15 protein-coding genes are annotated in these 13,136 nt (G+C 38.2%); 12 read left to right on the plus strand and 3 right to left on the minus strand.

The window, feature by feature from the left end; genetic code table 11:
• The first annotated feature begins 387 nt into the window (after window positions 1-387).
• From KYH19_RS21725 to KYH19_RS21735, 3 genes are all read left to right on the plus strand, one after another.
• Window positions 388-855, plus strand: a complete 468-nt coding sequence (locus KYH19_RS21725) for a nucleoside deaminase (protein WP_219076747.1) — start codon at window positions 388-390, stop codon at window positions 853-855.
• A gap of 743 nt (window positions 856-1,598) precedes the next feature.
• Complete coding sequence (locus tag KYH19_RS21730; RefSeq protein ID WP_219076749.1) at window positions 1,599-2,207, plus strand: superoxide dismutase; 609 nt, start codon at window positions 1,599-1,601, stop codon at window positions 2,205-2,207.
• Window positions 2,208-2,304: 97 nt separating this feature from the next.
• Entirely contained in the window at window positions 2,305-2,766 is a 462-nt protein-coding gene (locus tag KYH19_RS21735) for a hypothetical protein (RefSeq protein ID WP_132395490.1), read from the plus strand.
• 272 nt (window positions 2,767-3,038) lie between these two features.
• On the opposite strand, the gene KYH19_RS21740 is transcribed toward KYH19_RS21735, so the two are convergent.
• Window positions 3,039-3,971 (minus strand): hydrogen peroxide-inducible genes activator, encoded by a 933-nt coding sequence (locus KYH19_RS21740; RefSeq protein WP_121285817.1) that lies wholly within the window; start codon window positions 3,969-3,971, stop codon window positions 3,039-3,041.
• Window positions 3,972-4,109: 138 nt separating this feature from the next.
• The gene (locus tag KYH19_RS21745; protein WP_219076750.1) at window positions 4,110-5,036 is read right to left on the minus strand and encodes a GDP-L-fucose synthase; all 927 of its coding nucleotides are present in this window, start codon (window positions 5,034-5,036) and stop codon (window positions 4,110-4,112) included.
• Window positions 5,037-5,149: 113 nt separating this feature from the next.
• Here KYH19_RS21745 and trmB point away from each other — a divergent pair, with 113 nt between their 5' ends.
• From trmB to KYH19_RS21775, 6 genes are all read left to right on the plus strand, one after another.
• Window positions 5,150-5,800, plus strand: coding sequence for a tRNA (guanosine(46)-N7)-methyltransferase TrmB (gene trmB, locus KYH19_RS21750; RefSeq protein WP_219076752.1), 651 nt, complete (start codon window positions 5,150-5,152; stop codon window positions 5,798-5,800).
• Window positions 5,800-6,135 (plus strand): MGMT family protein, encoded by a 336-nt coding sequence (locus KYH19_RS21755; RefSeq protein ID WP_219076754.1) that lies wholly within the window; start codon window positions 5,800-5,802, stop codon window positions 6,133-6,135. The genes trmB and KYH19_RS21755 overlap by 1 nt, the downstream gene beginning before the upstream one ends.
• Before the next feature lie 61 nt (window positions 6,136-6,196).
• A complete protein-coding gene (locus KYH19_RS21760; RefSeq protein ID WP_219076756.1) occupies window positions 6,197-6,550 on the plus strand; it encodes a carboxymuconolactone decarboxylase family protein in 354 nt (117 codons plus the stop codon).
• 57 nt (window positions 6,551-6,607) lie between these two features.
• Window positions 6,608-6,970, plus strand: a complete 363-nt coding sequence (locus KYH19_RS21765; RefSeq protein WP_219076758.1) for a four helix bundle protein — start codon at window positions 6,608-6,610, stop codon at window positions 6,968-6,970.
• Window position 6,971: 1 nt separating this feature from the next.
• Entirely contained in the window at window positions 6,972-7,559 is a 588-nt protein-coding gene (locus tag KYH19_RS21770) for a DNA-3-methyladenine glycosylase I (RefSeq protein ID WP_219076759.1), read from the plus strand.
• The gene (locus KYH19_RS21775; RefSeq protein WP_219076760.1) at window positions 7,559-8,101 is read left to right on the plus strand and encodes a GNAT family N-acetyltransferase; all 543 of its coding nucleotides are present in this window, start codon (window positions 7,559-7,561) and stop codon (window positions 8,099-8,101) included. The genes KYH19_RS21770 and KYH19_RS21775 overlap by 1 nt, the downstream gene beginning before the upstream one ends.
• A gap of 37 nt (window positions 8,102-8,138) precedes the next feature.
• Here the strand turns inward: KYH19_RS21775 and KYH19_RS21780 are convergent, their stop codons facing one another.
• Window positions 8,139-8,819 (minus strand): hypothetical protein, encoded by a 681-nt coding sequence (locus KYH19_RS21780; RefSeq protein ID WP_121285838.1) that lies wholly within the window; start codon window positions 8,817-8,819, stop codon window positions 8,139-8,141.
• A gap of 58 nt (window positions 8,820-8,877) precedes the next feature.
• Here KYH19_RS21780 and KYH19_RS21785 point away from each other — a divergent pair, with 58 nt between their 5' ends.
• The 3 genes from KYH19_RS21785 (at window position 8,878) to KYH19_RS21795 (ending at window position 12,969) form a co-directional block, all read left to right on the plus strand.
• Window positions 8,878-9,576 (plus strand): type II CAAX prenyl endopeptidase Rce1 family protein, encoded by a 699-nt coding sequence (locus KYH19_RS21785; RefSeq protein WP_132395482.1) that lies wholly within the window; start codon window positions 8,878-8,880, stop codon window positions 9,574-9,576.
• Window positions 9,577-9,671: 95 nt separating this feature from the next.
• A complete protein-coding gene (polA, locus tag KYH19_RS21790) occupies window positions 9,672-12,479 on the plus strand; it encodes a DNA polymerase I (RefSeq protein ID WP_219076761.1) in 2,808 nt (935 codons plus the stop codon).
• Window positions 12,480-12,630: 151 nt separating this feature from the next.
• Window positions 12,631-12,969: a hypothetical protein gene (locus KYH19_RS21795; RefSeq protein WP_219076762.1), complete on the plus strand. Its 339-nt coding sequence runs from the start codon at window positions 12,631-12,633 to the stop codon at window positions 12,967-12,969.
• Window positions 12,970-13,136: the final 167 nt, after the last annotated feature.

Raw genomic sequence — 13,136 nt, forward strand, 5'->3', positions numbered from 1 at the left:
TTCCGATGTTTGCCTGAGCCTTGGCCATGTAAACTTTGAGGCATTTCCCGCAGATTTAAAAGGATAAGAAACACAGATCATTTTAATAATATAAATCTGCGATGTTTATCTGCGGCAATCTGTGGGAAAATAGAGTATCTATTTATACCGCGAAGTTCTCTTATTAAGCACAGGCCTCGCTAAATAGCCCTGATTGTAGTGGAAAGCCCGCAAACGAGGCACAAGTGCGGACTTGAAATGGAAAGCAGGACTTGAAGTAACCGATTAGCAAGCAATTGCGCTCCAAAACAAAAGCAAATTTTCAGCTTAGACTTCAGAAGTTTACCACTCCCATGGCCACCAAAACTTCGGAAGTCTTTTTGGCCATTATTACTCTATATTTGCCACATGAGTTTTTACAATTTCGAAAATACCGATCCGGAGGAAGAAGACATTCATTATATGAAACTGGCTCTGGAAGAAGCAAAAAAAGCTTTAGCTGATGATGAAATTCCGATAGGCGCTATAGTGGTAAGTAAAAACAGGATTATTGGCCGGGGCTATAATTTAACCGAACGCTTTAACGATGTAACTGCACATGCAGAAATGCAGGCCTTTACCTCAGCGGCACAAACTATCGGAGGGAAATATTTAAGGGATTGTACCTTATATGTAACTATCGAGCCTTGTGTAATGTGCGCTGGTGCAAGTTACTGGACGCAGATTGGCCGCATTGTGTATGGTGCCCGAGAAGAAAAAAGAGGATTCATCTCCAAAAATGCAAATCTGCTCCATCCTAAAACCGTGTTAAAAGGTGGCGTAATGGCAGAGGAATGCGGAGCGTTAATGAAGGTTTTTTTTGCGAAGAAGAGGTAGATTGAGTTGATGGTCCATGGTAATGTAGTTCATTGCCTAATAGGAGGCTGTCTCATAAATGTAGAATTGTCATTCTGAGGGTTACTTTATTGCATAAAAATCAATATTAGTGACGTAGAACTGTTTTCTCTTGTCCTAAGACGCAGTCTTGCCTCGGCTCGCCGCCGCCGAAGGGCTCTTTCTTTTTGGCATCAAAAAGAAACAAAAACTGCCGGCTGAAAATTTTTCTTTCGAAGCTAGTAGTTTGGCTTAGGCAGTGCAGTCCGAAAAATTTGTTAGGCCGGATTTAAGTAGAACGGGGATACTGTGCTATGGCTTAACTGGATGGAAATGCAAAAATAGTTAAAGTGCTGATTAATAAAAACTTACAAAATAACGTCGATGGTAGCTTGTTGAAGGATCTGTTTAAATGTCTTGCAAGGCGTTTCAACGACCTGTCCCGATTCATCGGGAGGCTCAACGTGACAAATCAATTAAACTACAGTTTTATGAGACAGCCTCTTAGTAAGATCTGCATTTGTAATGCGTTTACGGTATAAATGGCGATACAATCGCCCTTCTCATGCATCCTGATCGCAAAGCGGGATGATCGTGATTTTTTCTAAAACCTTCCAATATTAAAACCTTCAACATTACAACATTAACCCAGAAAACGATTTGATGATAATAACATGAACAAATCTTAACGTTCTAATGTTATATTTGCTACAAGAAACATTTTTAAATCTTAAAACATAAACATTATGGCTTTTGAATTACCTGCGTTACATTACGCAACCGATGCATTAGAACCGCATATTGATAAAACTACCATGGAGATCCACCATGATAAACACCATCAGGCTTACGTTACCAACTTAAACAAAGCGTTAGAAGGTAAACCTGAAGCAAGCTCTAGCATCGAGGAAATTGTAAAACACATTTCAAAATTCCCTGCTGCTGTTAGAAACAATGGTGGTGGTCATTATAATCACTCTTTATTCTGGAACATTTTAGGCCCAAATAAAGGTGGTGAGCCAACTGGCGATTTAGCTAAAGCAATTAATGAAACTTTTGGTTCTTTTGCTGATCTTAAAACTAAATTACAAGAAGCTGGTGCTACCCGTTTCGGTTCTGGTTGGGCCTGGTTATCGGTAGGTGCTGATAAAAAACTTCAGGTTTCTTCTACTCCAAACCAAGACAATCCTTTAATGGATGTTGCTGAGGTAAAAGGTACACCAATTTTAGGTATTGATGTTTGGGAACATGCATATTACTTAAAATACCAAAACAAACGCCCTGATTATTTAGCGGCAATTTGGAATGTAGTGAACTGGGATGCAGTTGCTGAACTTTACAAAAAAGCTTTGTAAGCTAAATCTTCCATAAATTTAAAAGAGGTCCCGGTGCAAATCGGGACTTCCTTGTTTTAAGATAATTAAGTAACTTCGCAGATATAAAATATTCGAAATGAAAAGGCTTGTAATTTTATTCTTAATTGTGATTGGTGTAAATGGATTGGTAAGTGCGCAGCAAAATAAAGTGCCTACTCCTTCAGAAATTGCACAAAAGAATGTAGAGGATCTTGACAAAAGGTTAAAACTAAATGGCACTCAAAAAAGCGTTATCTACAGTTTTACTTTTAACCAGGCAAAAGAACAAGCAGATTTAATTAAAAGACAGCAGGCAGGCAATTCGCGCGAAGAGGATGTGGATAAATTCTATAAATTACAGAATGAAACCTCGAAGAATATCCGCAATGTTTTAAGACCAGAGCAGCAGGCGGAGTATGATAAAGTGATTGAAGAACGTTTAAGCGGCAAAGGCTTAAAAGCTAAAAACAAGAAAAAGAAAAAAGGCGAGGAAGAAGAAGTAGAGAGTGATATAAAAGGATTGTTATCTGCTCCTCCGATAGAAAAACAAAATCAGTAGTGTTTTTTTTAAACTAGCTTTGGTAATCGATTAAATCATTAACAAATGCCAGAGATCATCTTAGGCCATATTTAATCAATAGTCGTCACCCTGACCTGTAGCAAAGCGAAAAGCTAGGAAGTAAACCGAGCCTTAAGCGAGCTCACAGAAGGTAATTTATTTCAGGGTCTATGCAGCGGAAAAGATGCTGAAATGAATTCAGCATGACGATCGCGTAGGTTAAACTTGCAAGTTTTTCCTGCGCACTGCCCATTTAAACTTCGCAAGAAAGCCTAAATCCCAACAACATCCTTTTTCTTTTTTTGCTTCATTGCTTTTGGGATAATTTCTAAAATCTCATCTTTTAAAGCATTAAGCATCCGTTTTTTAATGAAGTTTTTATGTGTTACCAGACTGATCTCACGTACAGGTTCAGGCGATTTAAAATGACGAACCTTGTTGATCTGCTTTGCATTTAATTCTGTTATAGCTAGCTCGGGCAATAGTGTTGCCCCTCCATTTAAATCAACCATACGCACCAGGGTTTCTACACTACCTGTATTATACTCCAACCCTTGTAACCTGTTGTTTTTTGTGGAGCGGCAAATGTTTAATACCTGATTACGCATGCAATGGCCTTCGTTTAAGAGCCAGATGTTTTCTTCGTTCAGATCTTCAGCATCTACGGCCTTCTTTCTATAGAGTTTGCTGTTTTTGCTGATGTAGCTTACAAAGTTTTCGTAATATAATGGGATTTCAGTAATGTTTGGGTCGGTAAGTGGGGTGGCTAAAATACCACAATCGAGTACTCCTGTTTTTAGGTGATGAATAATATCTTCGGTGGTATATTCCCAGATTAAAAGTTTTAATTCAGGATACTTATCTAACATGGCCGAAATCACTTCGGGAAGCAGGTAAGGTGCAACAGTTGGGATTACGCCTATTCTTAATTCTCCTAAAACATCCTGCTGCTGACTGCTGATCAGTTCTTTTATTTTTCCACTTTCCTGTAAAATAATCCTGGCTTGAGCAATAATCTGGGCGCCGATTTCGGTCGGACTTACGGGTTGTTTGCTCCTATCGAAAATTTTAACACTAATTAATTCTTCCAGTTTTTGCACCTGCATACTTAAAGTAGGTTGCGTTACAAAACATTTATCAGCAGCGGTAACAAAACTTCTGTAAGTATCTACAGCAACGATATATTCTAGTTGAACTAAAGTCATATAGTTGAAATTTATTTATTTTATCAAAGATATAAGTTTTAACTATATAAAATTAATGCATGAGAAAAATTCGTGATTGATTGAATGGAGTGGATTAAAACATTCTGTCATTCAACCCTTCTCTTATCCAGTCATTTCTTAATATCTGCTTTCGAAATCCTGATAAGCCAGGGCAATACCTTCTTTAAGCTCAATTTTATGTTTCCAGCCCAGGTTATGGAGTTTGCTTACGTCCATCAACTTGCGTGGTGTTCCATCCGGCTTAGTGGCATCGAATACCAATTCGCCTTCAAAGCCCAATACATCTTTGATTAATAAAGCGAGGTCTTTAATGGTTAAATCTTGTCCGGTTCCCACGTTAATCAGGTGCGGTTCGTTATAGTTTTGCATCAGGAAATAACAGGCATCTGCCAGGTCGTCTGCAAACAAAAATTCGCGCATAGGCGATCCGGACCCCCAAACAACAATTTCCTTTTCGTTGTTCGCTTTTGCCTCGTGTACCTTACGGATCAGAGCTGGTAAAACATGCGAATTTTGAGGATGATAGTTATCATTAAAACCATATAAATTTGTGGGCATCACTGAGATGAAATTGCATCCATACTGATCGCGGTAAGCATCGCACATTTTGATCCCTGCAATTTTTGCAATGGCATAAGGTTCGTTGGTGTGTTCTAAAGTTCCGGTTAAAAGATAATCTTCTTTTAATGGTTGTGGAGCCATTTTAGGGTAAATACAGCTCGACCCCAGGAACATTAGTTTCTTAACGCCGGTTACATAAGCATTATGGATCACGTTATTTTGTATGGCTAAATTTTCGTAGAGAAAATCGGCCCTGTATGTATTATTGGCTACAATGCCACCAACCTTTGCTGCAGCAAGAAACACATAATCTGGCTTTTCACTCGCAAAGAAATCAGTGACTGCCTGTTGGTTGCGCAGGTCAAGTTCGGCTGAAGTTTTGGTGATGATATTTTCGTAACCTTCTTTTTGCAGTTTACGGTAAATGGCCGAACCCACCATACCACGATGACCTGCAACATATATTTTAGCGTTTTTTTTCACGGTAATTTTTATAAGCTGCAAAAATACGATTCCTAAATAAGATTGCCGTTAATCTTTCTGGCAAAAGAAACTTCGATTATTGATTTAATTGTATTTTTGCAGAAAAAAAACTTTTGGGTAAAGATAAACTTAGGCGTTTTGCAGAAATCGAAACATTTGCAAACGTATATCAATTAGAACAAGGAAAAGCTTTAAAGGGAAACTGGGCTTCAGCACATTTTAAAAATGCGAATCCCATTGTGCTCGAATTGGCATGTGGAAAAGGAGAATATTCGGTAAATCTGGCAAGGTTGTTTCCGGATAAGAATTTCATCGGCATTGATTATAAAGGTAACCGCATTTGGCGCGGGGCCAAAACAGCTATTGAAGACGGGATCGATAATGTGGCTTTTTTAAGGATACAGATTGAAAATTTGTTGGATTACTTTAACGAAGGAGAAATTGATGAGATCTGGATTACCTTTCCTGATCCGCAACCACAGGATAGCCGTGAGAAAAAACGTTTAACTTTCCCCGCATTCTTAAACCGGTATAAACTTGTTTTAAAACCAGGTGGTCATGTTAATCTGAAAACAGATAACGACCAACTGTATGCTTACACCTGCGAAAAGGTTGCAGAATTAAGTTTACCTGTACAAAAAAATACCGATCATTTATATACTTCAGATCTGGTTGATGAAGTATTGTCGATCAAAACCTATTACGAGAAAAAATACTTGTTACACGATAAGAATATTAATTATATTCAATTTTCTTTTGAATAATGGATACCAACTTTTACGAACAGGTTTATGAGATTGCCCGTTTAATTCCGAAGGGAAGGGTTACTTCTTATGGAGCTACCGCGAAAAGTTTGGGTGCAGCAAAATCATCAAGAATGGTCGGGCATGCCATGCTTTATGCCGGAACAGCCCATCCTCAAGTGCCCGCACATAGGGTAGTAAACAGTAGTGGCCTGCTAACCGGAAAGTTTCATTTTAAACCTCCTGAGCTAATGGAAGAGTTGTTAAGAAAGGAAGGCGTTGAAGTTAAAAATGATAAGGTGCTTAACTTTAAAAAGGTTTTCTGGAACCCGCTGGAAGAAATCGACCTTGACTAAGTAAATTAATATGAACCTCATGCTCTCATTCAAAAAATCATTCATTCAATAATTATTATACATGGGAAAGTTAGTAGAAGAATTTAATGGTTATCGTGAAAAAATGAACGATAGGATCATGGAAACGGCGAATACAAACATCAAACGTTTTTTCGCTTTAGATACCACTTCCTATGCTGACGGTGCCCTGGATGTTAAAACAAAAGAAATGTTGGGCCTGGTAGCCTCAATGGTTTTGCGCTGTGATGACTGCATTAAATACCATTTGGGCAAATGTTTCGACGCGGGTGTAAATAGCGACGAAATGAATGAGATTTTCATGATCGCTAACCTTGTAGGTGGAAGCATTGTAATCCCGCATTATAGGAGAGCGGTGGAGTATTGGGATGAGTTAAGTTCTAGTACAGAGTCTTAAGTCCTAAGTCTATAGTCTCTTTCTCTTCCCAAATTATTATATTAGTTTAAAAAAAACATGGGAAAGTTTAGAGAATTAATCGCTTATAAAAAAGGATTTGCTCTTTTGATGGACATCTTTAATTTAACGAAAGATTTCCCTAAATCAGAGCAGTACAGCCTGGTAGATCAGATGCGTAGATCTTCAAGATCTGTATGTAGCAGTATTGGTGAAGCGTACAAAAAGAGGAGATACCCTAATCATTTTATTAGCAAACTATCAGATGCAGATATGGAAAATGGTGAAACGCAAGTTTGGTTAGATGTAGCGCTCGCCCGTAATTATATCTCTGAAGAAAAATTCAATTACTTGGATGCTCAATGTGAAGAAATAAGCAAACTATTAAATTTTATGATTAGCCATCCAGCAAAATTCGCATAATATGACTCAAGACTCTGGACTCAAGACTAAGGACTCAATAGTACGCTGCACCTGGGCCACTTCCGATCCACTTTACATCAAATACCACGATGAAGAATGGGGAAAGCCCGTCTACGATGATAAAATTTTATTTGAATTCCTGATCCTTGAAGGTGCGCAGGCAGGTTTAAGCTGGATTACTATCCTTCGAAGACGGGAAAACTACCGTAAAGCCTTTGCCAATTTTGAGGTTAACAAAGTAGCTGCCTTTACTGAAAAAGATGTAGAAAGGTTAATGAATGACGAAGGCATTATTCGTAACCGTTTAAAAGTTAACGGTGCCATTACCAACGCTAAATTATTTATCGGGATTCAGAAAGAATTTGGCAGTTTCTCTAAATACATGTGGAGTTTTGGTCAGGGCGATAAACCAATCCAAAATCACATCGAAAAAATGAGTGATGTTCCGCCACGAACAGAACTTTCTGATCAGATCAGCAAAGACATGAAAAAACGTGGGTTCAAATTTTTTGGCACCACCATCTGTTATGCGCATATGCAGGCAACTGGCATGGTGAACGACCACTTGTTAAACTGCTGCGCCAGATAATGTTTGCTTCAGCTACAATACACACGGATAGATTTTTATTGAGGCAATTTTGTTCTGAAGATTTAGCATTTGTTTTTGAAGGATTATCCCATCCGGATGTGATCCGCTATTATGGTGTGTGCTATGCAAGCCTGGAGGAAACCAATGAACAATTGATCTGGTTCAATGAGCTTCAAAAAAATGAAACAGGTATTTGGTGGGCAATTTGTGATCAAGAAAGCCTTGTTTGCTTAGGTGCCATTGGACTTAATGATTTAAGTAAAACGGATCAAAAGGCTGAAATCGGTTTTTGGCTGTTGCCCGAACATTGGGGAAAAGGCATCATTAAAGAAGTAGCAAATCCCATTTGTAATTATGCCTTTGAGAAATTAGGCTTAAGAAAAATCGAGGCTATGGTTGAAACTGAAAATGAAAATAGCAGAAAAGTGCTGCAAAAACTTGACTTTGACTATTACAAAACAATGGAGAACTGTGAAATTAAAAATGATAAGCTTATCAGTTTAGCCATATATGTAAAGCTAAAGCATGAAGATATTATTTAGACGATCCTGCAATCTTAAAATCTATTAAATCCTGGCTTTATTTCTTTGTCGCGTTATATTCCTTAACCCATTCAATTACCTCTCTGCTATTAAAATCGGTTCCGGCTTCTACCTTAGCTTTTAAGGCAGGTTGGTCTCCCATTTTCTGCAACAGAATATTCTTCACCTCAATCTTTTTGCTGTCCTCGGTTATCGCTTTCATGGGTACTTCCTGTAAAGGTCCGGCGCCAGGTTTTTCAATAAAGTAGCGCACAACAGGTGCGCCTGCAGGTCTTTCAGGTGCTGCATTACGTCCGCCGCCGATGCTGATGCCTCCGCCCATACCCATGCCACCATAACCACCAGTGCCTGTTCCAATACCAATTGAAGGCCTGAATTTTACCTTTTTCTCTTTCACCTGAGGAACCAGGGTGCCTCCGCCAAAGGAATAAAGGTTAACAGTTCCCATTTCGATTACTTTAACAAAACGATATTCGAAATTGCGCCCATTTGCAAATCCCTTGCTCACAAAACTATCACCATTCCAGAAGAAATTTTTCACATCCTTTGCAGGCAAAATCACATCAGCCTCATCATTGGCGCTAATAAACACCGAAAAATAATCGGTTCCTTTTATCGTTCCGCGGATTACATCGTCGTTATTTTTAACGATAAAATCCTGTGCATAAGTGGTGAACGCTATTGAAAAAAATAAAATAAAAAGGTTGAAAATCTTCATAAGTTAGCAATATCGGGATACAACGTAAATTATTTAAAAATAATATCCAAAAACAGTAATGATTGAAACGCTCTCTGCATTTTGGGATTTCTTAAAAAAGCCAAAACTTCTAAAACTCAGTAAAGATAATAAATCTCTTTGGAGAGATCTCTTATGGTTGCTCCTACTCGATTTAATATTTGCAGGTATTATAATGGGTATTTATTATATTCTGGTGCATTTTAAAGTTATTAAAGAATATGTTCAGGAAATCGATATCCTGGAAAAGTACGGGTTAACTGTGACCTTTCTTTTGGTCTGTATTTTTGTTCCGGTATTAGAAGAGTTTTTATTTAGATGGCACCTGAGAAAGAAATATCTTTCAATATATTTTGCGTGTTTTACTTTGGGCCTGATATCAAATTACTTTATAAAGAGCATTTTTCTTACGTGGCCTGTTTATATCTTTTTTCTTTTTGTGGCATTAATTGTTCATGGATATTTTAAAAGATTAGACATTCGCAAAAGACTGGTTTTTCAACAGAAATCTTTTGGCTATCTCTTTTATTATGCTGCTATCATATTTGGTTTAACACACTTGGGCAATATTAAAGGTTTAACACTAAGCGATCCCACTTTCATTCTATTTGTCATCTCCCAAATATTTACAGGTATATCGCTTGGTTTTATACGCATCAAATATGGCTTAGGCTATTCAATGTTATTACATGGCTTCTTTAATTTTATCCTATTATTATTAACGGTCTTTTTCTCTTAAATTGGGAGTTTATCTTTTCTAAACCTTTAACTTTGGTTACTTTTATCATCCGATAAATCTATTTGTCGGTGTAATCATAAAATCAGTGTAATCACATGAATAAAAAACTCTTTCTCCTCGACGGTATGGCGCTAATGTACAGGGCGCATTTTGCATTAAGTAAAAATCCGCGTTTTACCTCAACAGGTATCAATACATCGGCAGTAATGGGCTTTACCAATACCTTATTAGATGTTTTGAAGAAAGAAAAACCGACACACATTGCAGTGGTTTTTGATACTGAAGCCCCAACTGAAAGGCATACCTCTTTCGAAGCGTATAAAGCACACCGCCAGGCCATGCCTGAAGATCTGGCAGCAGCAATGCCTTATGTAATTAAATTGATTACTGGTTTCAATATCCCCGTAATTACTTCTGATGGTTACGAGGCAGATGATATTATTGGTACACTGGCCAAAAAAGCCGAACAAAAAGGCTATCAGGTTTACTGTATGACCCCTGATAAGGATTTTGCACAACTGGTTTCTGAAAATATTTTTATTTACAAACCTGCCCGTATGGGTAATGATATGGAAATATTGGGTGTAAAAGAAGTATTGGCTAAATGGGAGATCGAAAATGTATTACAGGTGATCGATATCCTGGGCTTATGGGGCGATGCTGTAGATAATATCCCAGGTATTCCGGGCATCGGCGAAAAAACCGCAAAAGCCCTGATCAAACAATATGGCTCTATGGAGAACATTATTGCAAACTCCCACGAGCTAAAAGGAAAACAACGGGAAAACGTAGAAAACTTTGCAGAACAGGGATTAATGTCTAAAAAACTAGCGACAATTCTCTTGGATGTTCCCGTTGAATTGGATGAGGCCAGTTTAGAACTCTGTGATCCGAGCCGTGATTTATTAGAACCATTATTTACCGAATTAGAATTCAGGACTTTAGGACGCAGGGTATTTGGTGATGAATTTTCGGTAACCACAGCGCGCTTTCAGGAGGGTACGCAAACAGATTTATTCGGCAATCAATCGGGAGAAACCATACAATATACCAATACGCTGGAAGAAGAGCCGGCAGAAAAATTACCAGCTAAGACCATTGAAAATACTGAACATGATTACCAGTTGGTTGACTCGGCAGAGCAGCGTGCTGATCTGATCAAATTGTTACTTGCCGAAAAGCGAATCTCCTTTGATACTGAAACTACTGGTACTGATGCCAACATGGCCGATTTAGTAGGTTTGTCATTCTCTATTAAACCTGGAACAGGTTATTATATCCCAGTGCCTGCAGAAAGGGAAGAAGCGCAATTAATTGTTGATGATTTTAGGGTGATATTGGAAAATGAAGCCATTGAGAAAATCGGTCAGAATACCAAATACGATATCCTGGTTTTAAAATGGTATGGCGTAGAAGTAAAAGGCAAACTTTTCGATACCATGCTTGCGCATTATTTGATCGATCCCGATACCCGACATGGGATGGATGTATTATCAGAGAATTATCTTGGTTATTCACCAATCTCAATTACTAAACTGATCGGTGCAAAAGGTAAAAACCAGGGCACCATGCGTGATGTTCCGGTAATTGATGTTGTAGATTATGCAGCTGAAGATGCCGATGTAACTCTGCAGTTAGCACACATCTTTGAACCAAAATTAAAAGAGTTAAATGCAGCCAAACTCGCCGAAGAAATTGAAAATCCTTTGGTTTATGTATTGGCAGATATAGAAAAGGAAGGCGTTCGAATTGATATCGAAACTTTACAGGCCTATTCTAAAGAGCTTGAAACAGAAATTATAAAGTTCGAACAGAATGTGTACGACAAAGCTGGAATTAAATTCAACCTGGCTTCGCCGAAACAACTGGGAGAGGTTTTATTTGATAAACTTCAGCTCGACCCGAAAGCTAAAAAAACTAAAACCGGTCAGTACCAAACCGGAGAAGATGTTTTAATGGCGCTAGCGAGTAAAAGTGATATTGTGAAGGATATTTTAGATTTCCGCCAGTTACAGAAACTTAAATCAACCTATGTTGATGCATTGCCACTAATGGTTAACCCCAAAACTGGCAGGGTACATACATCCTACAATCAGGCCGTTGCAGCAACCGGAAGATTAAGCTCCAATAACCCGAATTTACAGAACATCCCGATCCGTACTGAACGTGGAAGAGAAGTGCGTAAAGCCTTTATCGCAAGGGATGAAAACCACATTTTGTTATCAGCCGATTATTCGCAGATTGAACTGCGCATTATTGCCGAAATCAGCAAGGAAGAAAATATGCTTGATGCTTTTAACAAAGGAATCGATATCCACACGGCAACGGCTGCTAAAGTGTATGGTGTAAGCATTGAAGAAGTAGATGGAACGCAACGCAGAAATGCAAAAGCAGTTAACTTTGGTATTATTTACGGTCAATCGGCTTTTGGTTTGTCGCAGAACTTGGGTATTCCACGTAAAGAAGCTGCCGAAATTATTGAACAATACTTTGCGCAATATCCTGGTATTAAACGTTACATGAGCGATACGATGAATTTTGCCCGCGAAAATGGATTTGTAGAAACTATAATGGGTAGAAGACGCTATTTGAGAGACATTAACTCGGCTAATCAAACAGTAAGGGGTTTTGCTGAACGAAATGCCATTAACGCGCCTATACAGGGCTCTGCTGCCGATATGATCAAGATTGCTATGATCAATATCCACAAAGAGATGAAAGCACAAAATTTGCAATCAACAATGACTATGCAAGTGCATGATGAGTTGGTGTTTGATGTATTAAGGTCTGAAAAAGAAGTGATGAAAGCAATTATTCAGGATAAAATGGCCAATGCGATTAAATTAACTGTACCGATTGTTGTAGAAATTGGTGAGGGTGAAAACTGGCTGGCTGCGCATTAAAAAATAAAAATAGTTATTATCTTCATTAAAACTTCATATCGATTTATGAATTTTATATCAACAAAATAAACGAGAAAAAAAATCGAAAGTTATGAAACCTCTGAGTGAAACGAAGAAATTTCATAACAACTAAAAAACAAATCAAAGAATTATGAAAAAGTTATTAAGTTTAATCGCAATCGCAGCATTTGGTTTAACAACAGCATTTGCTCAAACACCAGCTACAGCTACTAAAGCTAAAACTGTTGCCAAAAAAGAAGTAAAAACAACAACTGCACCTGTTAAAGCAGGCGAAAAACAAGAGGCTAAAAAAGTAGAGACTAAAACCACTACTACAGCTACTAAAGTAAAAGCAGATGGTACGCCAGATAAACGTTTTAAAGAAAATAAAGCAAAAGCAGTAACTAAAGTTGCTGGTCCAACTAAAAAAGATGGTACAGCAGATATGCGTTACAAAGCAAACAAAGCTGCCGCTGCTAAAAAGAATTAGGTTCAGGTTTATAATTTGAAGGGTCTCCAATGAAAATCGGAGGCCCTTTTTTGTTTTTACGCCACATGGATTACTCCTTAAGCGTGCACTCTGCAAAAAAAAATCGTCATCTCGACCGGAACGCAGTGTAGCGGAGAGATCTACTCGAGATAGATTTCTCCATTCCG

It is taken from the genome of Pedobacter sp. D749, from assembly GCF_019317285.1.
GTDB lineage: Bacteria > Bacteroidota > Bacteroidia > Sphingobacteriales > Sphingobacteriaceae > Pedobacter.